Consider the following 24,274-nt stretch of genomic DNA (forward strand, 5'->3'; position numbering starts at 1 on the left):
CTATAAAAATAAATAATATATTTTGAAGGGATAATATATGAGCGCTGTAGCAGATCTGCCGAATAGTGAAAGTTTGGACCAGCGTAAGGCTCGACTGCGTAAGGTTGCAGGTGCAACAATAGTTGGCTCCATGTTGGAGTGGTATGATTTTTATCTGTACGCGATGATGGCCGCAACGGTTTTTGCGAAAGTTTTTTTTGACCCTCGCGATCCCCAAACGGCAACGCTTATGGCATTTTCAACGTTTGCAATTGGATTTATAGCTCGGCCATTTGGCGGCGTCGTGTTCGGGCATTTGGGTGATAAGTTCGGTCGCAAGCGAATGCTGATGGTAACGTTTTGCCTAATGGGCATATGTACAACCGCAATAGGCTTGATCCCTGGCTATGCCACGTTAGGAATCTGGGCTCCAATTCTCTTGGTGCTGATTCGAATTCTTCAGGGGCTTGGGGCTGGTGCTGAACTTGCTGCGGCAGCGGTGACTGCTTATGAACATGCCGATGAAAAAAAGCGTGGTAGCCAAGGAGCCTGGCCTGCGCTCGGGTTGAACTTGGGTCTACTTTTTTCGTCACTTACTGTCTACCTGCTTACGATGAACGGAGAAGAATTTCTCCTTGCAGGTGGTTGGAGAATACCATTTATCGGAAGCATTGTATTGGTGTTGGTTGGTATGTGGGTACGCAACAGTATTCCCGAAACTACAGCGTTCCAGGAAATGGCAAAAACAAAGCAAGCTCAAGGTCTATCGGAAATTGGGATTGAAAAAGCACCTCTGCTGACTTTATTGAAGAATGATTTCAAAGGCCTTGTCGTCGTGCTTCTTGTTGCAATTGGGTATAACGCACTCAGCTATATATTTAAAACCTTTTCACTCGCCTATCTAACCTTATACAAAGGGGTTTCTGCAAGCACTACTTCCCTATCGGTAACTATTGCCAGTCTAATAGCAATATTCGCGGTCCCATGTTTTGGAGCTTTGTGTGATCGTTGGAGTAGCAAAAAAGTATTGATGGCCGGAGGGACTTTGTCAGCAATATTTGCATACACCTTCATGCAGCTTCTTGAAACGGGGCAAAGTCTATGGATCTACATTGCTGTTGGTCTCGCAACTGGTGTGCTTGCACCAATGATGTTTGCCCCACAAGGGTCGTTCTTGAGTCGTCAGTTTCCCACTCATACAAGGTCATCAGGTGTAGGCACAGGCCGCGAGATCGGGACCGCAATAGCTGGTGGTCTAGCACCGCTTGGAGCATTGTCGATAGTTTCAAACTCACCCACTCACTCAACAAGTGGCGTAGTGATTGTTTTGATATCGTCAGCAGTGTTGCTGGTTGTAGCTAGCGCTTTTGATCAGGGCGGCAAGAACTCGAGTTTTAAGAACTGATAAAGAAAGTTGTCTGGTCTTTCATAGACGCTGCGTGCATAGTGTTGGAGAAAATAATGATAATTGATGAAGACGAAGCGCGAATTGAAATAAAAGAGTTGATGGACTTGATACGCTTAGACGAAAAGTACTCATTCTTGTTGTCTGATGGTATTTTTCCAATTGATCACGAGGCAGTTGAATTCAATTACCAACGACGATTTCGAATCATGGAAATTTCACGCAAATACGGCCTGAACTGAGGTTTGATATGGTCTATGTTTTTTCATCAGACTTGTTGTAAGTCGTGAATTTGTTCATGAACGCCAGTATTTCTTCTAGAGATTCTGGCGAGTCAACTTCTGTTGCTTTGTCAGCTATGGCCTGCCTAAGCGATATCAGGCGCGTCCTGAGCACGTCTTGGCCGCCTGGTAGCAGCTCCCCAGGAGCTACGTCAAAAGCCATCGAGATTTTTATCAACTGCTCGACACCAGGGAGGTAAATTCCCCTTTCATAACAACCTACAAGCGGCGCATCACAGCCTATTTTCTCAGCTAGGGCGGCCTGGCTCATGCCTGACAATTTACGGAGAGCCTTGATTTTTGCTCCTACGAAGCTTCGAAGCGTGTCCATTATTTGCCCATAAAATCTCATGATTTCATGCGTTTGGCTCACATAAAAGAATGCAAGCTATCTAATAGATAGAATTCTGTTTACTTTTTCTTCTGCTTGCTCTATTTTGTTAACTAGAAATCCATCACCTGCAGGCCATCCCGGACCAGTCAGAGATGGAGATTGTTTCCATCAGCACACCACTTGCCCCTGCGCTCAGCGGTTTGGGAATTCGAAAGAGCGCCTGATTGAAAGGTTCTGAGTATGAAAAACTGGTACGTATTGATGCACAATTCTGCTGTTTATCAGTCGCTTATGACGTCGATCGAACGGTTGGACGTGGAGGTGTATTCCCCCACCAGAACTACTTCTCGCAAACGTACGGATCGCCCTTCATCGATAGAGAAGGAGGTACGTTTATTTCCTGGCTATCTACTGCTGCGCTTCGATCCCTTCGTGACGCATACCACCACCATCACAGCGCTGAATGGTGCCCATGGGTTTGTTCAGTTCGGCGGTCAAACCTGTGTTATGCAGGACAGCACGGTTGAGGAGTTAAAGGCTGTTGCTATGATTCGTTCTAACCGTCCGCTCGATTGCATCGAGTTTCGCAATGTGCCGACTGAGCTGGAAAAGACGCTTCGTCTGATCATCGACATGAAATCTGAAGCTGCGCGCAGAGCGGCTTTCTTTGCGCTCCTGGCCCAGGACGCCGCATTGGAACGCCTTGTTAGGCGTTCAGAGACAGTTTTCTATTCGACGATTAATGCCGCCTAGGCATTACCACTTCCCACGATTTCCCATTTCACCGCCTGGTTTTGCCAGGCGGTGCTTTTTTGCGTTCTCACAGCCTTTAGGAGTTCCCATGGCGTCATCCGAAGATGAATCAACTACCAAGACATCAAGCGTTTATATCCGACCGGTCAGGGTGGATGCGCTGAATAGAGCTGCGATACGGGTGAGCTATGAAACTAACAGCTTAAGACGAATTTCACCCTCGGAGCTCGCTCGCTACCTGATCGACAACTATTTGGAGCAGGCCGTTAAGGAGCTTATTGCAGAGTCGGCAAAAAAGAAAAGTTAGTCTTCCCAGCCTTTAGGAGTTTTGAACATGTTCACCACCAGTGCCTTTCTGGCCCTGGCTATGCAATGCGCTCCCTCGATACACCCTGCCACGCTTACCCCCATCGTCAAGACAGAGTCCTCCTTCAATCCCTATGCCATTGGCGTGGTCGGCAAAGTGTTGCCGCGTCAACCGCAAAGCCTGGATGAAGCCGTATTGGCGGTGAAAAAGCTGGTCGCGGAAGGGGCAGACTTCAGCATCGGCCTGGGCCAAATCAACCGGCAGCATTTCGATGTCAGCCGACCCGAACCCGTATTCGAACCCTGCACCAACCTGCGCATGGCTGCCGCTGTTCTTGAACAGTGCTACGCAGCAACCAGCGCCAAGGAGCAAAACCGGCAGGCAGCGCTGCACAAGGCTATCTCCTGCTATTACAGCGGCAACCTCAAACGCGGATTCAAAGCCGAGGCCGCTTTTGGCGGTAGCAGCCACGTGCAACGTGTGTTGGCCAACGCAGGCACGACCACCGTGACCGTCCCGGCGCTGGAAGGCGGCTCCGCTGAGCCAAGCCAGCTCCAGCGCGCTCAGGCCCCGGCGTCCACCGTTGAACCGACCTATGAAAGTTGGGACGTGCTGCGCCAGTACCCGCGCTATCTGCCGCCTGCACCACCGCCTGTTGCTGCGCCAACAGCGGCACCCGCTGTTCCCGCTTCACTCCCTGAAGAACCCTCAACCTTCCCGAAGGAGGATCAATGATGATCAAACGTACCCTTGTGCCCAACAAAAGCGAGCTTTGCATTCTGGTGGTGGCTCTGGCCTGCCTGCCTGGCATCGCCTCCGCTGACTGGATGAACACGTTGAACCAGTGGGGCAGCAATATCCGTCTGGCCCTCTATACCCTGTCGGGCACCTTGGGTCTGTGTTGCCTGATCTGGTCAGGTGCTCAATGGCTGATTGCTCGCTCCAACGGCGACCGCTCGCACACCTTCATGGACTACTTGGAGTCGATGGGTGTGTTGCTGGTCGTTGGTGCTTCGGTGCTCCTAGGCACAGCGGCCTGGCAGGTGTTCGGCACCGGCGTGCCGGGTTGACCAGGAGCGCTTATGGCCAGTAACGAAGTACTCAAGAAACTGACCTTCGAAAGCTATAACGCGATGAGTCGGCCCGCGATGTTCTGGAACATCCCCATCATGCCGATGGTGGGCTTGCTGATGGGCGGCCTGGTCTTCGGTGTTGCCGCGACGTTCCTGCTGTCCTGGGTGTGGGGCCTGGTGGCTGCCGCCCCGTTCCTGATTGCCCTGATCGCCTTGAGGGTTGTTGGCCTGATCGATCCGCAGTACCTGCGACGTATCCGCTTTGCGCGGCGGCGTCTCTGGCTGAGCCTCAAGTACGGCAAACCGTTGTTGCTGACCCCCTTTAACCCGCAATGGAATGAATTCTATGGCGCACGATTTTCACACAAGCGTTATGCCCCCGGAAAAGAAAGCGCCATTGATGCGCTATCCGGTCCACGAACACATGGTGACCCTGCCCGGCAATCGCCTGGTGAGCCTGATCCAGTTAAAGGGGGTTTCCAGCGAAACCCGCAGTGATGACGAACTGGTCCACCTGTTTCACAACCTCAACCGCTACTTCCTGGCCTTGGGCAAAAAGGAAGGCAAACACCTGATGCTGCAAACCTACATCACCAAGACGGGCATCGAGCTGGACACGCCGTACACCTTGCCGCTGCCCGCGCTTCAGGACTTCGTGGACGCTTACACCGCACCGTTTCGTAACGGCACCTTCTACCAGGTCGGGTACAGCATTGCCCTGATCCTCAAGTACCGCGAGGTGGATGAAGGGATCGAGCGCATGAGCGACCTGCTGTCGCTGTCCTCAACCTTGTTGGCCGAGTATGACCCGGCGATCATGGGCCTGGAGGAGAACGAACACGGTGCGCTGTTCTCGCAGATCGGGCGCTACTACAGCCTGCTGATCAACGGCCATGAAAAAGACGTGCTGGTCAGTGATACCCGCCTGGGGGACGCGATCATTGATAGCGTCACCAACTTCGAAAACTACGATTTTGTCGAGAACCGTCCTAATCGGGGTGGCCAGCGCTTTGCGACCACCTTTGACCTGCGCGACTACCCCAGCGGTGGGACTTACCCTGGCATGTGGGACGAGGCCATCGAGCAGCAATTCGAGTTCACCCTGGTGCAAACTTTTCTGTTCGAGGACCGCAACAAGGCCAAGGACAAATTCAAAAAGCACGTTGCGGACTTGGGCTCGGTCGAGCGCGATTCCAAGCAGACCGAAGAACTTGAAAATGCCATCGAGGCCATCACCCTGGGCGACAAGGCGTTCGGTCGTTATCACGCCTCCCTGATCGTCTACGGCAAGACCCCGGACCAGGCCATCGAGAACGGCACAAAAATGGCGTCGGTGTTTACGGTGCGTGACGCCACCTTTGTGCGTTCGACCATGAGCAACATCGACACCTGGTACACGCAGTTCCCCGGTGTGACCGAGGCCATGTACCCCATGATGAAATCGACCGAGAACCTGGCGTGCAGCTTTTCGCTGCACTCCACCCCTACGGGCAAGGTCAAGGGCAACCCTATCGGCGATGGAACGGGGCTGATGCCCGTGCTGACAGCCAACCAGGCATTGTATGTCCTCAACGTGCACGACAGCCCGCCCGGCCAGAACAACCTCGGTGAAATGCTGCCAGGTCATGCGGTCTTCACGGGCCAAACGGGAGTTGGTAAAACCACCGTTGAAGCCACCCTGCTGACCTTTCTCAGCCGCTTCGATCCGCTGATTTTCGGCATCGACTACAACGAGTCGCTGAGACACCTGCTGTGCGCATTGGGGGCCGAGTATTACACCGTGCAGCCTGGGCACTTCACCGGCGTCAACCCGTTCCAGTTTCACGACAGCCCAGGGTTGCGGCAAATGCTGATCGACCTGGTGCTGTGCTGCGCCGGTGGCCCTGCAAAAACAGATGAAGCCGACCAGCGAACCATCAAGGATTCGGTCGAAGCGGTCATGGCGGTCACCAATGTGCGACTTCGGGGCATGTCGCTGTTGCTGCAAAACATCCCCCATCGGGGGGGTAATTGCCTGCACACCCGGCTGTCGAAATGGTGCCGTCTGGCCGGTGAAGGCCGCGAAGGGCAGTACGCCTGGGTACTGGACTCGCCCATCAACCAGTTCAATGCACAGACCTACCGGCGTCTGGCCTTCGATTGCACGCAGTTGCTTAAAAACGACTACGCCGAGAGGCACCCCGAGGTGATGGAAGCGTTTCTGAACACGCTGTTCTACATGAAGCGTGAAATGCACCAGGCCCGCCCCGGCAATCTGCTGCTCAACGTGGTGGCCGAGTACTGGGCACCCCTGTCCTTCAAAAGCACAGCGGACGCGATCAAGGAGGTTCTGCAGAGCGGACGTATGCGCGGGGAAATCCTGATCATGGACACTCAGTACCCCGAGCAAGCGCTGGCTACGCCTTACGCCGCAGCCGTTATTCAGCAGGTGACGACCCCCATCTGGCTGCCTAACAAGAAGGCCCAGGCTGAGAGTTACGCGAAGTTTGGCGTCACGGGCAAATTGTTCGAGGCCGTGCGTGATATGGGGCCGCTGAGCCGGGAAATGGTGGTGCAGCAGGGTCACCAGACGGTGAAGCTGAAGATGGAGCTGGACGGCCCTCTCAAGTATTGGTTGCCGTTGCTATCCGCCACCCAAAAGAACCTGGCGGTGGCCGAGCGTATCCGGCAGCACCTAGGCACAACCGATCCCACGGTATGGGTAGATGCGTTCCTGGTGGCCGAGGCCGTGCGCCAATGGTTGAACACTGACGACCCCGCTGTATGGCTGCCGGCGTTCGACTACGCCGAAAACCTGCGCCAATCCTTGAAAACGCGAGATGCACAACGCTGGATGCCGGCCTTTCAGAAGGCTTGGAAAGCCATTCAGGAACACAACGAAATGGAGGATGCGTCATGAAAAAGCAGATGATGGCTTATGCGCTGAGCGCAGTGCTGGTTGTTGGTGCAACGCCTGTCCTGGCGATAGGTATCCCGACTTTGGATTCGTCTACCCTGCTCGCGTTGAAGGTGAATGCGTTAGCCCAGGCCAAGGAGGCAATGGACGCGCTGAGCACGGCCAAGGAGGCCATCAGCGAGACCGCAAAGCAGTACAACCATTACAAAGGCATCATCACCGGCAACGACATGCTGGGTGGGTTCCTGAATGATCCGGCTTTAAACAGGGTCATGCCCATGGGGGAGTGGGCCGATCTGTACAGCACTGGACAGGATATCGCCAGCTTGCGTGACCGCTACGGCTTAACCTCGGATAATGCCAGCGTGCAGGCGAAATTCGACCAGATGATGGCGGCTGCCGATGCGCTGGAGCGCAATTACAAAGCCAGCACCGAACGGGTCAAGAACGCCGAGATGCTTCGGGCCCGGTTAAACGAGGTGACGACCCCACAGCAGAAGCAGGATTTACAGCTGCGCTACCAGCAGGAGCTGATCGAGCAACAAAACCAGCAGATGCGGCTGGCCAACATGCAGATGCTCCAGCAGCAGCAAGAGAAAATGGACAATGAAAAACGGGCACAAGCGTTTGGTGATTACATGAAGGGTAAAACTAGCGTGCGGCCTAGCTACGATTGATTAAGTAATAAATTAAAAAGGGAAGATGACCTATGTTTAAAAAAATGAGTGCTGTGATTTGTTTGGCTCTGTTTGCATTTGCACTGTCGGGATGCGGTGCGGATAAAGGGCAAGAATTCCTCGGGCGATGGACCGGAGAAAACAAAACCAGAATGGGTAAGCCAACCTATGTAATGGATATATCTAAGGATGGCGAAATATTCCACATAAACCTAGAAACCACAGCTGACATTGTGGGGTATGGAAAAATGAAAAAAACCCTGCAGCGATTTGAAGCTAAAGCAGAGTCAGATAGTGTCTTAAGCATGGCTGGTGGCTTTGCGACCATGCGGTTGGAAGGCAGCGCTATTTATTTCGACGGTACCACCTATACCCGATTAAAATAACGGAGGCGGCATGGACGTAACAAAAATAGCCCAGACGTTGTTTGATTTCGTTGATGCCGCTCTGCAAAGCACCTTGGTCACCGGGATGGCCAAGGTGATGCTGGGGCTTGGAGCGCTCTTCGGAACCATGTGGTTGATCCACTTCACGCTTCGTAACATGCAATGGCTGTACCGGGGGATGAACGTCGCTTTCGAGGATGTGGCCAAAGAAATTGCGAAAATGGCTGTCATCACTGCGTGTGCGTTCAACCTGGAGTGGTACGTGCAGACGATTGTGCCCTTTGTCACCGGCTTCCCCAACTGGATGGGGGGAATAATGTCCGGCCAGGAGGGCGTGCAAACCAACCAGATCGACAGTTTGATTGCTACATATGCTGTCAACCTGGAAGCGCTTATCAGTGCCATGAACTTCAATATCATCACAACCAGTTTTGCTAATATTTGGTTGGGTATTCAGGGGGTGGTGTTTTATGTGCTTGGGGGTATCCCGTTCTTGCTCGCTTCCGTGGCCACCCTTTTTGTGCTGAAGGTGACGACAACGGCGATTGTGGCCGTGGGGCCTCTGTTCATTGCTTTTCTACTATTTGAACAGACCAAGCAGTATTTCTGGGGGTGGGTATCAGCCATCGCAGGCTTCATGTTGGCTCAGGTACTGATTTCGGTCGTACTGGCTATCGAAATCGGCTTTATCAACACTGTGATGATTAAAGATGGTTCCTTGACCACCACTTTGGCAGGGAATCTCACCATACTCATAGTCTTCTGCACGTTCACAGCGCTTGTCATTGAACTGCCAAGCCAGGCGGCCTCGATCATGGGTGGCGGCCCCTCCGGCGGAGGACTTGTCAGCCGAATATCAGGATTTAGTGCAGCCAAAGGCATGACCCGTGGTGCCGCCGCTGCCATTTCCAAAATGCGGGGGGCAGGTCGCAACAAAGTCTCTTAATCCCTCGAATACACGCCTTCAGCGCCTTCGCCTCTCTCTCGCCACAACAGGTAATCCAACATGACGTTCAGACTTGCTTTAAGCGGGCTGCTTTCGGCTGCCTTGCTGTCAGGGTGTGGCTCTGCACCCAAACTTTCCAAACCAGAGGGTCAGTGGGAAGACATGCCCTTCACCCATGCTCCTGCACCTCGGGCTGCCCCCGTGACAACGCCCTCTCCAGTGCCTGGCCGGGTGCAGCCAGCAGTGAGCCCTGCGCCCAAGGCCCAGTCGCTCAAGACAACCCAGCAAAAGCGCCCGGCAACAGCCTCCCCGGCAAAGCCTGCCGAGGCCCCGCCCAACGACTCTAAATGCTCCGCGAACTGATCCGCGCAGCGCGTGTTTGTCCAGGTTTAGGTGACTTATGAAAAAACTTCGAAAATCCAAACAGGACGTGATCGATCAGGAGCGGCAACTGGCCGCCCGTACCAGCATCGACGCGGCCACCGCACAAGAAATCAGCTTGGCTGAACAGGCATTTATCCATGCAGCGCGATTTTTCGAGAAGAGCATCGCCGCCGATGAAAAGGCCAAGACCAAACGAGCACAGCGATTGAATTACGTGTTTGGGACACTTGCCTTCATGGCGATCGCCGCTGTGCTGGGCCTGACCCCGCTCAAGACCGTGCAACTTGGCCTGGTAAGGGTAGACAACAACTCCGGCTACACGGACGTGGTGTGGGCCAACGACAAAGGCAAGCCACAGGAGCAGATCGATGACGAGTTCTGGCTTTCCGCCTATACGCGTTTCCGCGAGAGCTATAACTTTTCGAGTAACGATGCCAATTACGGCATGGTCAAGTTGATGTCCTATGACGCGACCTTTACCGAGTATCGCAACTTCCAATTGTCCTCCAAGGGCTATCTGGAAGTGCTGGGAACTAACCGTCAAATCCGCACGGATATCAACAATATCAACTTCCTGGAACGCAAAGACCGGGCAGGCACCGCCCAGGTGCGGATCACCAAAACCGTGCTGGATCGCAACGGCACGCCGGACCCCCAGTTGGCTCCGGTGACTTGGGTGGCCACGGTGACCTACGACTACAACAACCCGGCCAAAAAAGCCGGTGATCAATGGCTGAACCCCCGTGGTTTCGGGGTCATGGCTTACACAACGACCCAGGAAGTGGGGGTGTCCAATGGTAAATAAAGCCGCTTCAGGCCTAACGGCCTTGTTACTCCTGACATTCGGTCAGCCGGCCTTTGCCGAGAGCATGGGCACCGGCTCGACGCTGGACCGTCGCGTGCAGACCGCTGTTTACAGCCCGGACAACGTGTACCGAATCCAGGCCACTGTGGGTCGTGCCACACTGATTCAGCTTCCGGCCAATGAGACGATCAACGAGGCCTCGGGCTTGATGGTCTCTGGTGATCCCAAGGCCTGGTCCATCGGTCCGAACAAGGCCGGTAACCTGGTGGCCATCAAACCCATCACCGACCAGGAGCCCAATACCAACCTGGTGATCAACACCAACCGGCACACCTACCTGCTGGAACTGAAATTGGTGAGTCGGCCGGCGGACATGACCTACGCGCTGCGCTTCACCTACCCGGAACCGCCGAAAAAGTCCGGCGCGGTACGCCGTGACGCCGGTAATCCTTGCGATGGCCCGGTGCAAAACGGTCCCTATCAAAAGCGCTCAGATTCAGAGAGCAGGTCCATAGCGCCGTTTGAGGGCTGGGACAACGGCATGCTGACTTGCTTCCGCTTTACCGGCAACGGGCCGCGCCCGGTGCTGTACCAGGTACTGCCCGATGGCACCGAAACCGTGGCGGACGCGCACAACGAACAGAATGTGGTCGTGGTGCATGGGGTCAGCCGGCTGTTCAGGTTTCGGCTGAATAGCTTGGTGGTGGAAGTGCGACCTACCGCCCAGGTGAACACGGGTTACAACTTCAACGGGACCACCACCGGCGAGATTCGGGAGCTCAAGCATGCAGAACAATGACAACGACCAGGCCCCGCCAAGCACACCAGGGCCGGACAGCATCGGGCCGCCCGAACCATCAGCGGCTCCAGCAGCGGCCCCGGAACACGCGCCGGCCTCAGAGCCAGCAGCTGCACCGGCACCCGAGCCCGCGAGCACCCAGGCCCGTGGGGCCTTTGACGTACGGGCCAAACGCACAGGCGATACCCAAAACAAGAAAACGCTTTACCTGGGCCTGATCGGGCTGGTGTTGGTTGGTCTGCTGGGGATTGCCGGGCTCTGGTACTTCACCATTTCCCAGATGAAAACCACCGGCTCCGAGGTCGATGAAACCAACGTCAAGAAGGACGCAACCCTGGACGTGAATCTGGGCAGCGACGACAGCATGAAAAAGGCGCGGGAGGCCAAGCTGGCCGCTGACAAAGCCGAAGAGGACAGGAAAGCCCGTGCTGAAAGAGAGCGATTGGAGAAAGAGGAAAAAGATAGAAAGGACGCTGATCGCGGAAAAACCGGTCAGGGAAACGCCGGCAGTGCTGCGCCACCGCCAGGCGCGACCGGCCAGCCTCCCCCCGTGGTGCTGACGCCCCGGCAACGCAAACTTGGGGCTGCGATGTTCGTCACCTCGGAAGATGCGCTGGGCACCGGCGCTGCGGATACACAGCCGCAACAGCCGTCCACCAGTCAGCCCTCCGGGATGCCTTCACTATTGGACGGCATCCCTAGCGGATCGAGCGGCGACCTGGGCGGTGAATCGTCCACCAGAAAACGCAGCAGCCTGAGCAACCTGGGCGGCACCACCTTTGCGCCGGCCAAGGCGTACCTGGCACCGAACCGCAAATACCTGGTCAGCCACAACACCTACACGCGCTGCGCGCTGTACACCGAAATCATCAGCACTCACCCAGGGCTGGTGGATTGTCGTCTGACCGATCCGTTGTATTCCGCTGATGGCTCCACGGTGATTGCGGAGGCCGGAGACAAGCTGACCGGCGAGCAGACCGTTCAGGTAGGGCCAGGCGAAACCAGCGTGTTCACCACCTGGACGGAGCTTGAAACCCGATCGGGTGCGCGGGCCAAGCTCGATAGCCTCGGTGCAGGCCCCATGGGAGCCAGCGGGACCGAAGCCTGGATCAATCGTCACTACATGCAGCGCTTTGGCGGTGCGGTGATGTTGTCGTTCATCCAGGACGCGCTCCAGGCTGCGTCCAACACCACGCAGAAAGGCTCAGGGTCCGGAGGCTACACGGTGAACAACAGCGAGCAGAACGTGGAGAGCATGGCCAACAAGGCGCTGGACAGCACCATCAACATTCCTGATACCGCACACCTACTGCCAGGCACTGTGATGACCGTCATCGTGGCCCGCGACATCGACTTTTCATCGGTTTTTGAGAACCGCTAAGGAGTATTCATGACGCAAGAACAAGGACTGACCGAAGACACGCTGGTCCTGGACTTTCTCGACCAGGCAGGCGTCACCGAGCGCCTTAATCGCCCAGGCACCAAGGACGTAGCCATTAACCGGCCTTACGAGCTGTGGGTGGACGGTCCGGACGGCTGGGAGCGTGAAGAAGCGCCTTGGCTCACCTACAGCCTGTGTTGGCGGCTGGCCAACGCACTTTGCGCGCTGAACTACCGCGTACTGGCTCCGCATTCACCTATTCACACGGTGGAACTGCCTGGCGGGGAGCGGGGCCAGATCGTCATGGCGCCGGCGTGCGAAAAGGGCACTCTTTCGACGACGTTTCGAAAACCTTCCCTGGATCGCTTCACCCATATGGATTACGTCAACAGTGGCCGCTATGACCGGGCCAAGGCCATCGCTTCACCGATACTGACCCTGAAAGCCTGGCAGCGCGACATGCAGGAAGCCCACGCAGCCGGCGAGTGGCACCGATTTATGGAAATCGCCATCGCAAATCGCCAGAACATCATCATCTTTGGCGGGCCAGGTTCGGGTAAGACCACCTACGGCAAGTCGCTGATCGACATGTTTCCGGTGAACCGCCGAATGATCACTATCCAGGAAATACTGGAAGACCCTATGCCCTTTCATCCCAACCATGTGCATCTGCTCTATGGCCATGTGGTGACGCCAAAAGCCTTGGTGGCCAGCGCGCTACGTATGAAGCCCGACCATCTGTTCCTGGCCGAGCTGACCGGTGACGAGGTGTGGCACTTCATCGAGATTCTGAACACCGGCACCAAGGGCACTGTAACCACGGCGCACGCCAATGACAGTGAAGCAGGCTACGCCCGTGTGTGTGGTCTGGTGAAGCAGTCGGAGGTCGGCAAGGGTCTGGATTACGAGTACATCGAGCGCTTGGTACGAACCTCATTCGACGTGGTGGTGTACATGGAAAACACCTACATCGAGGAAGTGCATTACGAGCCTGAACACAAGCTGGCCTTGCTCAATGGCCAGCGTCAACGCGCTGCCTAGGAGAATGCCATGTGGTGGAAAGTCTCGTTATCAATCGTGTTCATGATGGCTGTGTGCTTCGTGATCGGGCTGTACGCAGGGGGGGCTATGTATCTGCACCTGACCCAAGGTCACTTCGCGGGCCTGGCCTGGGACACGCTATGGGATACCCGCAAGCTGGCCTGGAACGACCGGCGGATGCTGTACGTGCCGTGGTCTTGGTGTGTGACCGCCGCTATGACGTTCCTGCCAGTCGGCATCACGTTGATGGCCATTTTCACGCGCTTGAAGCCCAAAACCTCTCTGCACGGTGATGCCCGCTTTGCCAACAACCGCGAGCTGCGCCAGTTCGAGTACCAAGGTGAATACAAGAACACCAGCAAGTAGGCATTGCTCTCGCATCACTGCCTGATACTCCCGCATTTTCAAACCATCCCAGTGCACCGCTACGCAGTCGGCTATCAGCTGTCAGGCGTTTGGCTGTGCCTAGCTTTATCCATATGAGGTGTACCGTGCTGCTACCTTTCGAGCTGGACCCCGAAATCATTCAACACATCATCCATAGTCAGGCCGGATCGATCGGCAAGGCCATCATCGAGCTGGTGATGAACTCTGTAGACGCCGATGCCACCGCATTGCGCCTGACCATGACCAAAGAGGGTTTTCACTGCGCTGATGACGGTCGCGGATTTGCCAGCCGCAATGACGTGTTGCGTTACTTCGGACGCTTTGGCACACCGCACCAGGAAGGTGATGCCACTTATGGCCGGTTCCGCCTGGGCCGGGGCCAGATCATGGCGCACGCCAAAACACGTTGGGCTTCCAACGATTGGCAGATGACCGTTGATACCCGCTCGATGGGTTACAACTACGATCTGGACGATCTTGAACACGGCGCACCGGGTTGCTCCATCGAGGGCATCTGGTACGAACCGCTCAACGATTTGGAGTTGATGTCTGCCGTCCAGGAGATTCGTGACCTGGTGCGTTACACCCGCATCAGCGTTGAACTCAATGGCCGTCTCATTACCCGCGATCCTGCAACGGAAAAGTGGGACTTTGAAGACGAATACGCCTATTACCGGGCCAAGGAAGAAGGCGCGGTTTCGATCTACAACCAAGGTGTGCTGGTCCGTCACGATTCCTCGCACCTCTGGGGGGCTGGAGGCCTGATCGTGACCAAGCGGGCGATTGCCCTCAACGTCTCCCGTAGCGAGATACTGCGCAAAACCTGCCCGGTCTGGAAAGCAATCGCCAAGGTGTTCGGCCCGTTGGCCGACAAGGTCTCGGGGGAGTTGGGTGGACGCCGCAAGACAGAAGCACGTCGAGCGCGATCAGCACTTTCGTTGCTAAGCGGTGCAGCTGATATGGGCAAAATATTCTGCCATGAAGAAGTCATTACGGTGCTGCCAGGCAAACGGCATATCACCCTGATGGATTTTATTAACAAGGCGTTTCGCGAACACAACGGCACCTACACCGTTGTTTTAAAGGGCAGTGACATACCCAAAGGCGAAGGCATTGCCGGGCAGCGCATCATCCAGGTACTGCATCCGCAAACGCTCGACCGCTTCGGTTGCCATAGCGTTGAAGATTTTGAAGATGTGCTGGAGCGGGTGATTGCCAATGCCAGACCTGCCGTCAGCCACTGGTACCGAGAACTGAAAGTGCCCCAGTGCGCCGCTTTTGCGACCGTCAAGAAGGCTTATGTCGAGCGAACATCTATTGTCGATGAGAAAAAGGCGCTGGACAAGGAAACGCGCCGGGCCTGGATCGCGTTGCGCTGGTGCCTGCAACACTACGCCGGTGCGTGTGTAGGAGCTGAACGCTGGAAGGATGGCACCGTTCGGCATAGCAAAGACCTCCTGGCTGTGTTGCTTGGCGAGTCGAACACCAGTGAAGCGTGGACGGATGGTAAAACCTACCTGGCCATCAACCGCTCCATCGTGCAACGGCTCAAGTCTGATCCCATGAAAACGGCAGCCTACATCTTCGGGCTGGTCGAACACGAGGTGGCGCACCAGGGCGACAGCATGGCGTGCGGGCATGACGAAGCGTTCTATCAGCGCTTCCATGACATTTCCCTGCGCATGGCACCCGAGCGGCAGCGGTTCATGCACAAGTGGTTGATGAAATACACCACTAGCATGGAAATGGAAGGCAAGAGGGCAACCGGCAATGCCTGGGGAGAGCTTCACCTGGTGAGGCGTGTGGGCACTGGCCGTATGAAACGCGGCTTGTCGGACGCCATCGAGGACGACTCTGCGGACCCGATTGTCAGCACGCCGGTGCCGGAGCAGGACATGGCGTTGCTCAGCAGGATCAATGCCGGGTTGATCGACAAGGGTGTCTGCCCACCGCCGCCCGACTGGAACAGGGTCATCGAGCAGGCCAAGGCCGATCAGGTGGCGAGCAGCGAGCAGTTGAAGGAGCGGTTGCAGGCTCAGCGCGAGGCTCAAAACGCTGAATACGCAGCGCTTGAGTTGCAGATCGAAAAGGCTAAGCCCGAGGTCGCACGGATTCTGGACATGCCGCTGGCAGACATTCCAGCCGGTGCCCTGAACTACCTCGCTCATTTGCTGGCCACCGGAGGCGATGAGCAAGAGATACGCACCGAATGGGAATGCCAGTTCGGACAGCCGGACTTCGATGATGATCCCTATGACTATTTCACCGAAGAGGAGTTGGCCGAAGAGCAGGCACGCAGCGACCAGTTCAATCAGGAGCAATTGGCTGCTGAACAGGACGATCCACGCCGTAAGTTAGCTAAGGAATACCACGTCATGGTCGAGCCTGGCGAAACCTGGTGGGTGCTTGAACGTAACGCCGCTTCTGCAGGGTTTTGGCGTGTTGAGGACTACTTGAAGTGGCGACATGCCGATCAACTGCTACTCGATAACTCAAGCGGGTGTTGCGCACATAAGTAGCCGCATCGCCCTGATACCACCGCACTTTTCAACCTTTTCCATGCATCGCCACGCAGACGGCTATCAGCCGCCTGGGGCCGAGCTGTGCCCGGAAGCACCTGCAGGAGAGTCCTAATGGAACAATCAAAAGAATCGAAACCCCGCCTCTTTTTGGGTTTGCCCTTGCCCATTGCGCTGGGCGTTGTCTTCGTCATTGCAGCTTGGCTGGGGATTTGTATTGCACTCGCCCAGCTTGATGAGATCAGTGAATCACTCAGGCAGATCCAGGCCAATCAGCAGATGGCCATCGCCCTACAACAAAGATTCCAGTCCCAACGCAGCGCCCAGGCGATTGAGCGTCAAGCGGGGACCCACTGATGGCCAAAGCAAAATCGCAACCCATCAGCCCGACCAACCCACAAAAACGGATCGATGAGCATCCTGCGTTCCTGCTCGGCAAGCACCCCACGGAAGATTCGTTTCTGGCCAGTTACGGGCAACAGTTCGTGATGCTGGCCGCACCACCGGGCACCGGGAAAGGAGTAGGGGCCGTGATCCCCAACCTGCTCAGCTACCCCGACTCAATGGTGGTCAACGATCCGAAATTTGAAAACTGGGAAATCACCTCGGGGTTCCGGGCTTCTGTCGGGCACAAAGTCTATCGCTTTTCACCTGAGCGTCTGGAGACGCACCGCTGGAACCCCCTGAGCGCAATCAACCGCGATCCGCTCTACCGGCTGGGGGAGATTCGCACGATCGCCAGGGTGCTGTTTGTGTCCGACAACCCCAAGAACCAGGAGTGGTACAACAAGGCGGGCAACGTCTTCACCGCCATGTTGCTGTATCTGATGGAAACGCCGGACATGCCCTTTACGCTGCCCCAGGCCTACGAAATTGGCTCATTGGGGACAGGGATGGGGACGTGGGCTCAGCAGATCATCGAGCTGCGCAGCACCGGCCCTAATGCGCTCTCCTTTGAAGCCCTTCGCGAGCTTAATGGCGTATTTGAGGCCTCGAAAAACAAGAGCAGTGGTTGGTCCACTACCGTGGACATCGTGCGCGACGTGTTGTCGGTTTATGCCGAGAAGACGGTGGCCTGGGCAGTGTCAGGGGATGACATCGACCTGTCTAAAGCCCGGGAAGAAAAGATGACCGCGTACTTTAGCGTCACCGAGGGTTCGCTGAAGAAGTACGGCCCGCTGATGAACCTGTTCTTCACTCAGGCCATACGGCTCAATTCCAAAGTCATACCGGAGCAAGGCGGACACTGTGCAGACGGCACGCTTCGGTACAAGTACCAGTTGGCCCTATTGATGGATGAGCTGGCCATCATGGGCCGTATTGAAATCCTGGAGACCGCGCCCGCATTGACCCGAGGCGCGGGGCTGAGGTTTTTCTTCATTTTCCAGGGCAAGGATCAACTGCGCGCTATTTATGGCGAGGAAGCGGCCAACGGCATCATGAAGGCGATTCACAACGAAATCGTGTTCGCCCCTGGTGATATCAAGCTGGCCGAGGAGTACAGCAGGCGCTTGGGCAATACCACCGTGCGCGTCCATAACCAGTCATTGAACAGGCAGAAGCACGAGATAGGTGCTCGAGGCCAAACAGACAGTTACAGCGAACAGCCCCGGCCCTTGATGCTGCCCCAAGAGGTCAACGAGCTGCCTTATGACAAACAGTTGATCTTCGTACAGGGGACCCAAACCACCCCGGCCCTGAAGATTTTGGCTCGCAAGATTTATTACTACGAGGAAGAGGTGTTCAAGTCACGAGAAAAGCTGCCGCCGCCGCCCTTGCCCGTGGGTGACGCCTCCAAGATCGACGCGTTAACTGTGCCGGTGCGCACCATCGAATCCAAGGTCGCAGTGGCAGACACCAAGCCCATGCAGGCCGAACAGCGACAGCGCTGGAATCCCAAAGAGAAGGCCGCTAACGCCGTCCCGGCCAAGCCAGATGCGGCTCAGCCAGTTGATGAACCGGATCCCGAGCCTACACCTGTGCAGGCTGACGATACCCTCGAAACGATGTAACACCCCACCGACGCCTTCTGGCGTCAGCAGGAGCAAAACATGAATACCTTCAGGAAAACGGTTGACCGCCAAGGTCAGGCCGCCGGCAACGCCGTGCCCGGTCGCAGCAAAACGCGGGTCTTCGCACTGTTCACCGCATGCCTGTTGAGCAGCGGTTCAGCCTTTGCCGGCGACCCGTGCAAGTCCGTGCTGTGCATGTTCGGCAGGCTCACCGGCAACAGCGGTGGCAGCGAGTGCCGCACCGCCGAACAGGACTACTTCAGCATCCTGGTCAAGAAGCACGGGAACATCAAATGGAGCCAGACCGCCACGGCGCGCCAGGACTATCTCAACAGCTGCCCCGGTGCTGATCAGAGCTACACCCAAAAAATCAACGACAAGTTCGGCAAGGTCCGGGGCTAAGCCCCAGATCCTGACAAGGAGAACACCATGCGAGTATTCATTGCGGAAAAGCCCGCCCTGGGCCAGGTCATTGCCGAGGCGCTGGGCACCGTCATACGCAAGGACGGCTATTTCGAGTGTGGCTGCAACAATATCGTCACCTGGTGCGTGGGCCACCTGCTCGCACTGGCCCCGCCCGAGGTGCACAACCCCGCTTACAAAGACTGGGTGCAGGCCGACCTGCCCTTGAAGCTGCGCCCGGCCATGTACCAGCCGATTGCCCGTACCCGCGACCAGCTCAAAGTGGTCCAGCAACTGATCGGCCGTGCCTCGGAAATCGTCCACGCCGGTGACCCGGACGACGAAGGCCAGCTGCTGGTCGATGAGGTCCTGGTGCATTTCGGCAACACCGCGCCGGTCAAACGCATCCTGATCAACGACATGAACGCCAACGCTGCCCGCAAAGCATTGGAAGGCCTGCGCGACAACAGCGAGTTTTATGGCCTGTTCCAGAAAGCTCTGGCCCGCAGCATCGGCGACCAGTTGTACGGCTTCAACATGACCCGCGCCTGCACCCTGGCCGGTAGGGCCAAGGGCGTCAAAGGCGTGTTGTCAGTAGGCCGCGTGCAAACCCCGATCCTGGGGCTGATCGTGAACCGCTACTTGGCCAACAAGAGCCACGCCAGTACGTTTTACTACACGGTCGCGGCAAGCCTGGCCGTTGGTAGCAGTCGTGCGCAGGCCCGCTTCGTGGTGGCCGCCGATGCCCCGATCGATGACAAGAACCGGATCATCGACGAGGCATACGCCGCCAACGTGGCCGACGCGTGCCGGCAGAAACCAGCCGCCGTGATCGAGGCCCGCGTGGAAGAGAAGCAAACGCCGGCACCCTTGCCGTTCGCGTTGCTCGACCTGCAGGTGTACATGAGCAAGACCCACAGCATCGATGCTGAAAAGACACTGGCCTTGACCCAGGCGCTGCGCGAGAAATACAAGGCCATCACCTATAACCGTTCCGATTGCAGTTACCTGACCGACGAACAATTTGGCGAGGCTCCGCAGACCTTGAGCCTGCTGAGCGAAGCCCTGCCAGACCTGGCCGGGATGTTCACCGAGGTGAATTCGGAACGCAAAAGCCGGGCTTTCGACGACAGCAAGGTCTCGGCGCACACCGCGATCATCCCAACGGCAGTGAAGATCGACATTGCCCAGCTGAGTGCCGATGAACGCGCCGTGTACATGGCCATCGTCAAACGTTACGTCGCGCAGTTCTTGCCCGAAAAACGTTACCTCAGTGCCGAAGTGCGTTTTGGCGTGAACGGACACGCCTTCGTTGCGCGCTCCACCAAAGTGACGCAGCCAGGCTGGACGGCGCAGGTCACTGAAGAAAACGAGCAAGACGAAGACGGGTCGGACGCCGCCGAGGTCGCGAGCCCCTTCGATGCGCTGGCGGGTCTGAAAGTCGGTGACGCCGGGGTATGCGACGGCATCACGGTGGCCAAGGAAAAAACCAAACCCCTGCCGCTCTACACCGAAGCCGAATTGCTCAAGGACCTACGGCGGGTCGCTAAATATGTGAAAGACCCACGCATCAAGCAGCTGCTGATCGACCGTGACCAGGGCAAGAAAGGCGAGAACGGCGGCATCGGCACCCCGGCGACCCGTGGTGCGGTACTGGCCAAGTTGCAGGAGCGTGGTTTTTACGGGGTAGAGAAGAAAAAACTAATCCCCACCCAGTTGGGTTTGGAGTTCATCGCCGCGCTGCCTGATATCGCGACTACGCCGGACATGACCGCGCTCTGGCATGAACAGCAACAGATGATCGAGGCCGGCGAACTGACCGTTGACGCGTTCCTGGACGAGTTGGAGGCCTTCATTGCAGACCAGGTGCAAAACATCGACCTGGGCAACGTGCAAGGCGACGGTAAGCCGGTACTGGACAGCCTGAACGCCCAGTGCCCCATGTGCGGCAGTGAACTGGCCGTCACCCCGCGAGTGATCGGATGTCGCGCCTGCGCGTTCAAGTTTTACCCGGAAGTCAGCGGCAAGATGCTGTCCCCCGGCCAGATCGAGGCGCTGCTGACGAATGGCAAGACCGGGGTAATCAAGGGTTTTCACAGCAAGAAAACCGGCAATTCCTTTGAAGCGGCCCTGAAGCTCAACCACGAAGCCAAGCTGGAATTCGTGTACAGCGGCAAACCAAAGCGCGCATGACCCTATCTTCAAAGGAGGCATTAGCTATGCCAGATGAACAACAGCCCAAGGCGGCTCAGTGGCCAGACGGTGACACGATGACGGCGCACTGCCCCAACTGCGAAACCCCTGCGACCGTGGACATCGTCAACGTCAGAGAGTGGGAAATGACCTGGCGTCCGGTGGATTGCGACAACTGCTTTGCAGAGTTTGAGTTGTCGGCAGACGGCACAACGGCATTGCTGCTGGGCCCAGCTGAGCAGTCCACAGCCCGAGGCCGAGAGCTTCTGAGCACGATATTTGTGTTTGACCCGAACGAAGACACCCCTTAACGAACTCATTGAAGAAGGAGCGCATCATGGCGCGTGGAATCAATAAAGTGATCCTGGTAGGCACCTGCGGACAAGATCCTGACTGTCGTTACCTGCCCAACGGCACTGCGGTAACCAACCTGAGCTTGGCCACCAGCGAGCAGTGGACTGACAAGCAGACCGGTCAAAAGGTCGAGAAGACCGAATGGCACCGGGTTTCGCTGTTTGGCAAGATCGCAGAAATCGCCGGCGAATACCTGCGCAAGGGCTCGCAGGTCTACATCGAAGGCAAGCTGCAAACCCGCGAATGGGAAAAGGACGGGATCAAGCGTTACAGCACGGAAATCGTCGTGGACATGCAGGGCACCATGCAATTGCTCGGGGGCCGGTCACAGGGCGACTCCCAACAAGGGCAGAACGGCCACGGCAGCAGTGGCAGCGACCACCAGTCTGCGCCTCGTCCGCAGCAGTCGCGCCCACAACAGTCAGCGCCGCAGCAATCCGCACCTCAGCAAAACCACAACCAGCCGCCGCAGCAACGCGACTCGCGCCCCGCGCCGCAACAGCAAGCACCACAGCCAGCCGCTGATTTCGACAGCTTTGATGACGATATCCCCTTTATGGACCCCTACCGGTTCAGCTGGATGCTGGTCTGACCCACCCACACAGCGATCTTGCCCACGTCAGGTGCCGCGCTCCCGGCTCGTCGTGACGCGCTCTATCGTCGCGGCGAACGGAAGCACGGGCGCAGCGCACACTTGACGCTACCCCGCCCAGAAAAGGCTCACCTTGGGAGTGTGGGGTAGCTTCACCACCCCGCGCTCCCGAGGTCAACGCGGCCGTTGCGAGATGACAAGGGCCGCGCCCTTGGTGTTGAACCCGTCCAGACACACACATTTTCAGCCGCCGCCCCTTGGGCGTCGCAACCTTTCTCACCTTTTAATCACTCAGGACCACCTCACATGACCAACATCAAAGTTGTCGCGATCAACTACACCGGCACCGTTGGCAAAACCACTATCTGCGCCAACGTGCTGTCGCCCCGTATGCCTGGCGCGCCCATCTATGCCATTGAGTCAATCAACGAAACCGCCGAAAACCTTGGCCTGGACGTGGAGAAGCTGCGCGGTAGCAAATTCCGCGAGCTGTTCCAGAAGCTGATGCTTGAGGATCAGGCCATCATCGACGTAGGAGCTTCCAATGTTGAAGACTTCATGAACCACCTAGCCGGTTTCGAAGAAGCGCACGATGAGATTGACTACTACGTGGTCCCGGTGACATCAGGAACCAAGGAGCAGAAAGAGACGGTCAGCATGATCGAAACGCTGACCGCCATGGGCATTCCTGCTTTCAAGATTCGTCTGATCTTCAACCGTGTGCAAAGCGACGTTGAGACAGAGTTTTCGATTGTCATTTCCTACTACAACCGCAGTAAAACCTTCACCATGAACCCCAAATGCGCGGTATTCGAAACTGAGCTGTTTGACGCATTATCGGTCAAACGCATTTCTCTCAGTTCTTTGATGGCCGACGAAACTGACTATAAGTCCATGCTCAAAGATAAGAGCGCCGATATGCAGGATCGTGAATATTGGTCCGATATGTATGGCTTGAAGCTTCTTGCGCGGGGTGTCAATCGCAAACTTGATGTGGTCTTTACTGAACTGTTCAGAGAGGAGGCCCTGCAATGAGTCAGAATGAAAGAGTACCTGCTACTGCTCGGGATGCTTTGATTACTGAACTGTTGAGCGACGTGGGCCGTTTGCATGACGACATAAAAAGCATTCCAAAAATACTTGAGCTTTCCATGAGAGATTCAATTGATATCGTGGCTGATGCAGTGGAGGACGCAGAAGACACCGCATTGCTTCTACAAGAAGAGACGAAGGCTTTAATTCAGGCAACTACAACAAAAGCAGGCCTGGACGTAGGTATCAAGCTTTCCGAAGCCATTCATGAAAGCCTAAGCCGGGTTTTTGAGCCAGCGTTGAATCGGGCCACCGTGAAGATTGAACAATTAGAAAATCGGCTATCTGCTCTATCAGGAAACATTCGCGATACGCACGCAACCCGTTTCAATTACATGATGCTAGCTGGTTTCGTGATGTTGGCAGTGATCATGCTCGGCGGTATGACTTGGCTCGCCATCGAGAGTCAAGATGTAAGCGAAACTAACAAGTGGTTTTACGAGGAATACAAAGCTCAGAATAATCTTTTGAGTAATATTCCTGCATCGATAAAAGAGAAATATAAGAAATAAATATGTCAGGTGAATGTGTGCCTAATGGGCACACATACTCCAGCTATTTTTCGTCGTACACGATGCCTCTACCGGAAATAAGAGCATTCAAATCCATTCTATCGACATCCTCTCTGATTTTTCTGAAATCAGCTGGAGTCATGGGCTTTCCCGGACTGGCCTGTGGTTTATCCATAGCTGACTTTGTTTTTTCACCAGTGGGTACAGGCTCAGGGTTCTTTTCGGTCCCGTGCAGATTTGAACTCTTCAATGCAGAGGTCGTTGTAGGTGAGGGTAAATTTTGAATCAGATTGAACGCTTTCAAATATCGACTGAATTGCGCCTTGCTGATGACCAAGCCTTCTTCCTGCATCAATTCTAGCCGGATCGCGCTTTGGGTCTCGCCGCCTTTTAGCCTGGACTGGATCAGTGGCAGATGCTTTAAAAATTGCGCCTTCCCGTTTCTGGGTTTGCTTCTCCAATCACTCATGGGTGCCTCCAGTCGGCGCTTCAAAGCCTCAACCTAGCAGCTAGTGCAACGTAGTGCAACAGAGTGAGACTTAATGCAACAGAGTGAGAGTCAGTGCAACACAGTGCAAATCAGTGAGACTCAATGCAACCTAATGCGACGTAGTGCAAATCAGTGCAATTCCTGAGTGCCTACCCCTTTTTCGAAATCGAAAAACAGGCACGTTACCGATTGTCTACAAAAAAGAGCTTCGCCTTTTTCGTATCCAATCGACGTGCCAAAGGGGATACCCCTTTGAAACCCCGCAGAGCGGGAA

27 protein-coding genes are annotated in these 24,274 nt (G+C 56.0%); 25 read left to right on the plus strand and 2 right to left on the minus strand.

Features of this window, described 5'->3' with window-relative positions; translation table 11 throughout:
• Positions 1–37 precede the first annotated feature (37 nt).
• Together KDX37_RS25740 and KDX37_RS25745 are read left to right on the plus strand one after the other, a co-directional pair.
• Positions 38–1,384, plus strand: coding sequence for an MFS transporter (locus KDX37_RS25740; RefSeq protein ID WP_057435416.1), 1,347 nt, complete (start codon positions 38–40; stop codon positions 1,382–1,384).
• Between the two features lie 56 nt (positions 1,385–1,440).
• Positions 1,441–1,626: a hypothetical protein gene (locus KDX37_RS25745; RefSeq protein ID WP_231655987.1), complete on the plus strand. Its 186-nt coding sequence runs from the start codon at positions 1,441–1,443 to the stop codon at positions 1,624–1,626.
• Between the two features lie 13 nt (positions 1,627–1,639).
• Here the strand turns inward: KDX37_RS25745 and KDX37_RS25750 are convergent, their stop codons facing one another.
• Positions 1,640–1,996, minus strand: coding sequence for a helix-turn-helix domain-containing protein (locus tag KDX37_RS25750; protein WP_057435425.1), 357 nt, complete (start codon positions 1,994–1,996; stop codon positions 1,640–1,642).
• 243 nt (positions 1,997–2,239) lie between these two features.
• Between KDX37_RS25750 and KDX37_RS25755 the strand changes: the two genes are divergently transcribed.
• The 23 genes from KDX37_RS25755 (at position 2,240) to KDX37_RS25865 (ending at position 23,510) form a co-directional block, all read left to right on the plus strand.
• A complete protein-coding gene (locus tag KDX37_RS25755; protein WP_057435414.1) occupies positions 2,240–2,752 on the plus strand; it encodes a transcription termination/antitermination NusG family protein in 513 nt (170 codons plus the stop codon).
• An 88-nt stretch (positions 2,753–2,840) separates the two neighbouring features.
• Entirely contained in the window at positions 2,841–3,059 is a 219-nt protein-coding gene (locus KDX37_RS25760) for a hypothetical protein (protein ID WP_057435413.1), read from the plus strand.
• Between the two features lie 27 nt (positions 3,060–3,086).
• Positions 3,087–3,794 carry a lytic transglycosylase domain-containing protein gene (locus KDX37_RS25765; protein ID WP_057435412.1) on the plus strand — a complete coding sequence of 236 codons (708 nt, stop codon included), beginning with the start codon at positions 3,087–3,089 and terminating at the stop codon, positions 3,792–3,794.
• Positions 3,794–4,129, plus strand: a complete 336-nt coding sequence (locus tag KDX37_RS25770) for a hypothetical protein (RefSeq protein ID WP_057435424.1) — start codon at positions 3,794–3,796, stop codon at positions 4,127–4,129. The genes KDX37_RS25765 and KDX37_RS25770 overlap by 1 nt, the downstream gene beginning before the upstream one ends.
• A 12-nt stretch (positions 4,130–4,141) precedes the next feature.
• Complete coding sequence (locus tag KDX37_RS25775; protein WP_054071621.1) at positions 4,142–4,630, plus strand: VirB3 family type IV secretion system protein; 489 nt, start codon at positions 4,142–4,144, stop codon at positions 4,628–4,630.
• Positions 4,533–7,031 (plus strand): VirB4 family type IV secretion system protein, encoded by a 2,499-nt coding sequence (locus tag KDX37_RS25780; protein WP_231655992.1) that lies wholly within the window; start codon positions 4,533–4,535, stop codon positions 7,029–7,031. Before KDX37_RS25775 ends, KDX37_RS25780 begins: the two co-directional genes overlap by 98 nt.
• The gene (virB5, locus tag KDX37_RS25785) at positions 7,028–7,705 is read left to right on the plus strand and encodes a P-type DNA transfer protein VirB5 (protein ID WP_057435410.1); all 678 of its coding nucleotides are present in this window, start codon (positions 7,028–7,030) and stop codon (positions 7,703–7,705) included. Before KDX37_RS25780 ends, virB5 begins: the two co-directional genes overlap by 4 nt.
• A gap of 32 nt (positions 7,706–7,737) precedes the next feature.
• Positions 7,738–8,091 carry a hypothetical protein gene (locus KDX37_RS25790; protein WP_057435409.1) on the plus strand — a complete coding sequence of 118 codons (354 nt, stop codon included), beginning with the start codon at positions 7,738–7,740 and terminating at the stop codon, positions 8,089–8,091.
• A 10-nt stretch (positions 8,092–8,101) separates the two neighbouring features.
• The gene (locus tag KDX37_RS25795) at positions 8,102–9,037 is read left to right on the plus strand and encodes a type IV secretion system protein (RefSeq protein ID WP_057435408.1); all 936 of its coding nucleotides are present in this window, start codon (positions 8,102–8,104) and stop codon (positions 9,035–9,037) included.
• A gap of 400 nt (positions 9,038–9,437) precedes the next feature.
• Positions 9,438–10,226 carry a virB8 family protein gene (locus tag KDX37_RS25800; protein WP_057435407.1) on the plus strand — a complete coding sequence of 263 codons (789 nt, stop codon included), beginning with the start codon at positions 9,438–9,440 and terminating at the stop codon, positions 10,224–10,226.
• On the plus strand, positions 10,216–11,025 hold the full coding sequence (locus tag KDX37_RS25805; RefSeq protein ID WP_057435406.1) for a P-type conjugative transfer protein VirB9: 810 nt from the start codon (positions 10,216–10,218) through the stop codon (positions 11,023–11,025). Before KDX37_RS25800 ends, KDX37_RS25805 begins: the two co-directional genes overlap by 11 nt.
• Positions 11,012–12,406, plus strand: coding sequence for a TrbI/VirB10 family protein (locus KDX37_RS25810; RefSeq protein ID WP_231655993.1), 1,395 nt, complete (start codon positions 11,012–11,014; stop codon positions 12,404–12,406). Before KDX37_RS25805 ends, KDX37_RS25810 begins: the two co-directional genes overlap by 14 nt.
• Before the next feature lie 9 nt (positions 12,407–12,415).
• Complete coding sequence (gene virB11 / locus KDX37_RS25815) at positions 12,416–13,447, plus strand: P-type DNA transfer ATPase VirB11 (protein WP_122228528.1); 1,032 nt, start codon at positions 12,416–12,418, stop codon at positions 13,445–13,447.
• 9 nt (positions 13,448–13,456) lie between these two features.
• On the plus strand, positions 13,457–13,813 hold the full coding sequence (locus KDX37_RS25820; RefSeq protein ID WP_122227966.1) for a hypothetical protein: 357 nt from the start codon (positions 13,457–13,459) through the stop codon (positions 13,811–13,813).
• 125 nt (positions 13,814–13,938) lie between these two features.
• On the plus strand, positions 13,939–16,353 hold the full coding sequence (locus tag KDX37_RS25825) for an ATP-binding protein (RefSeq protein ID WP_231655995.1): 2,415 nt from the start codon (positions 13,939–13,941) through the stop codon (positions 16,351–16,353).
• Between the two features lie 114 nt (positions 16,354–16,467).
• Positions 16,468–16,710: a hypothetical protein gene (locus KDX37_RS25830; protein WP_122227450.1), complete on the plus strand. Its 243-nt coding sequence runs from the start codon at positions 16,468–16,470 to the stop codon at positions 16,708–16,710.
• Entirely contained in the window at positions 16,710–18,365 is a 1,656-nt protein-coding gene (locus KDX37_RS25835; RefSeq protein ID WP_231655997.1) for a type IV secretory system conjugative DNA transfer family protein, read from the plus strand. The genes KDX37_RS25830 and KDX37_RS25835 overlap by 1 nt, the downstream gene beginning before the upstream one ends.
• Before the next feature lie 39 nt (positions 18,366–18,404).
• The gene (locus tag KDX37_RS25840) at positions 18,405–18,767 is read left to right on the plus strand and encodes a TrbM/KikA/MpfK family conjugal transfer protein (RefSeq protein ID WP_231655999.1); all 363 of its coding nucleotides are present in this window, start codon (positions 18,405–18,407) and stop codon (positions 18,765–18,767) included.
• A gap of 27 nt (positions 18,768–18,794) precedes the next feature.
• Positions 18,795–20,960, plus strand: coding sequence for a type IA DNA topoisomerase (locus tag KDX37_RS25845; protein WP_122318222.1), 2,166 nt, complete (start codon positions 18,795–18,797; stop codon positions 20,958–20,960).
• 26 nt (positions 20,961–20,986) lie between these two features.
• A complete protein-coding gene (locus KDX37_RS25850) occupies positions 20,987–21,271 on the plus strand; it encodes a Rossmann-fold NAD(P)-binding domain-containing protein (protein WP_122227692.1) in 285 nt (94 codons plus the stop codon).
• A 26-nt stretch (positions 21,272–21,297) separates the two neighbouring features.
• On the plus strand, positions 21,298–21,906 hold the full coding sequence (locus tag KDX37_RS25855) for a single-stranded DNA-binding protein (RefSeq protein ID WP_122227688.1): 609 nt from the start codon (positions 21,298–21,300) through the stop codon (positions 21,904–21,906).
• A 306-nt stretch (positions 21,907–22,212) separates the two neighbouring features.
• The gene (stbB, locus tag KDX37_RS25860) at positions 22,213–22,941 is read left to right on the plus strand and encodes a StbB family protein (RefSeq protein ID WP_231656001.1); all 729 of its coding nucleotides are present in this window, start codon (positions 22,213–22,215) and stop codon (positions 22,939–22,941) included.
• Positions 22,938–23,510 (plus strand): hypothetical protein, encoded by a 573-nt coding sequence (locus KDX37_RS25865; protein WP_122227686.1) that lies wholly within the window; start codon positions 22,938–22,940, stop codon positions 23,508–23,510. The genes stbB and KDX37_RS25865 overlap by 4 nt, the downstream gene beginning before the upstream one ends.
• 43 nt (positions 23,511–23,553) lie before the next feature.
• On the opposite strand, the gene KDX37_RS25870 is transcribed toward KDX37_RS25865, so the two are convergent.
• Positions 23,554–23,979, minus strand: a complete 426-nt coding sequence (locus KDX37_RS25870) for a hypothetical protein (RefSeq protein ID WP_122227683.1) — start codon at positions 23,977–23,979, stop codon at positions 23,554–23,556.
• Positions 23,980–24,274: the final 295 nt, after the last annotated feature.

Source organism: Pseudomonas californiensis (assembly GCF_021147775.1).
In the GTDB taxonomy this organism is placed as follows: domain Bacteria; phylum Pseudomonadota; class Gammaproteobacteria; order Pseudomonadales; family Pseudomonadaceae; genus Aquipseudomonas; species Aquipseudomonas californiensis.

Coding starts and splice junctions, on each gene's coding strand:
- KDX37_RS25740 (WP_057435416.1), top strand. CDS start 38: ATGAGCGCTGTAGCAGATCTGCCGAATAGTGAAAGTTTGGACCAGCGT.
- KDX37_RS25745 (WP_231655987.1), top strand. CDS start 1,441: ATGATAATTGATGAAGACGAAGCGCGAATTGAAATAAAAGAGTTGATG.
- KDX37_RS25750 (WP_057435425.1), bottom strand. CDS start 1,996: ATGGACACGCTTCGAAGCTTCGTAGGAGCAAAAATCAAGGCTCTCCGT.
- KDX37_RS25755 (WP_057435414.1), top strand. CDS start 2,240: ATGAAAAACTGGTACGTATTGATGCACAATTCTGCTGTTTATCAGTCG.
- KDX37_RS25760 (WP_057435413.1), top strand. CDS start 2,841: ATGGCGTCATCCGAAGATGAATCAACTACCAAGACATCAAGCGTTTAT.
- KDX37_RS25765 (WP_057435412.1), top strand. CDS start 3,087: ATGTTCACCACCAGTGCCTTTCTGGCCCTGGCTATGCAATGCGCTCCC.
- KDX37_RS25770 (WP_057435424.1), top strand. CDS start 3,794: ATGATCAAACGTACCCTTGTGCCCAACAAAAGCGAGCTTTGCATTCTG.
- KDX37_RS25775 (WP_054071621.1), top strand. CDS start 4,142: ATGGCCAGTAACGAAGTACTCAAGAAACTGACCTTCGAAAGCTATAAC.
- KDX37_RS25780 (WP_231655992.1), top strand. CDS start 4,533: ATGCGCTATCCGGTCCACGAACACATGGTGACCCTGCCCGGCAATCGC.
- virB5 (WP_057435410.1), top strand. CDS start 7,028: ATGAAAAAGCAGATGATGGCTTATGCGCTGAGCGCAGTGCTGGTTGTT.
- KDX37_RS25790 (WP_057435409.1), top strand. CDS start 7,738: ATGTTTAAAAAAATGAGTGCTGTGATTTGTTTGGCTCTGTTTGCATTT.
- KDX37_RS25795 (WP_057435408.1), top strand. CDS start 8,102: ATGGACGTAACAAAAATAGCCCAGACGTTGTTTGATTTCGTTGATGCC.
- KDX37_RS25800 (WP_057435407.1), top strand. CDS start 9,438: ATGAAAAAACTTCGAAAATCCAAACAGGACGTGATCGATCAGGAGCGG.
- KDX37_RS25805 (WP_057435406.1), top strand. CDS start 10,216: ATGGTAAATAAAGCCGCTTCAGGCCTAACGGCCTTGTTACTCCTGACA.
- KDX37_RS25810 (WP_231655993.1), top strand. CDS start 11,012: ATGCAGAACAATGACAACGACCAGGCCCCGCCAAGCACACCAGGGCCG.
- virB11 (WP_122228528.1), top strand. CDS start 12,416: ATGACGCAAGAACAAGGACTGACCGAAGACACGCTGGTCCTGGACTTT.
- KDX37_RS25820 (WP_122227966.1), top strand. CDS start 13,457: ATGTGGTGGAAAGTCTCGTTATCAATCGTGTTCATGATGGCTGTGTGC.
- KDX37_RS25830 (WP_122227450.1), top strand. CDS start 16,468: ATGGAACAATCAAAAGAATCGAAACCCCGCCTCTTTTTGGGTTTGCCC.
- KDX37_RS25835 (WP_231655997.1), top strand. CDS start 16,710: ATGGCCAAAGCAAAATCGCAACCCATCAGCCCGACCAACCCACAAAAA.
- KDX37_RS25840 (WP_231655999.1), top strand. CDS start 18,405: ATGAATACCTTCAGGAAAACGGTTGACCGCCAAGGTCAGGCCGCCGGC.
- KDX37_RS25845 (WP_122318222.1), top strand. CDS start 18,795: ATGCGAGTATTCATTGCGGAAAAGCCCGCCCTGGGCCAGGTCATTGCC.
- KDX37_RS25850 (WP_122227692.1), top strand. CDS start 20,987: ATGCCAGATGAACAACAGCCCAAGGCGGCTCAGTGGCCAGACGGTGAC.
- KDX37_RS25855 (WP_122227688.1), top strand. CDS start 21,298: ATGGCGCGTGGAATCAATAAAGTGATCCTGGTAGGCACCTGCGGACAA.
- stbB (WP_231656001.1), top strand. CDS start 22,213: ATGACCAACATCAAAGTTGTCGCGATCAACTACACCGGCACCGTTGGC.
- KDX37_RS25865 (WP_122227686.1), top strand. CDS start 22,938: ATGAGTCAGAATGAAAGAGTACCTGCTACTGCTCGGGATGCTTTGATT.
- KDX37_RS25870 (WP_122227683.1), bottom strand. CDS start 23,979: ATGAGTGATTGGAGAAGCAAACCCAGAAACGGGAAGGCGCAATTTTTA.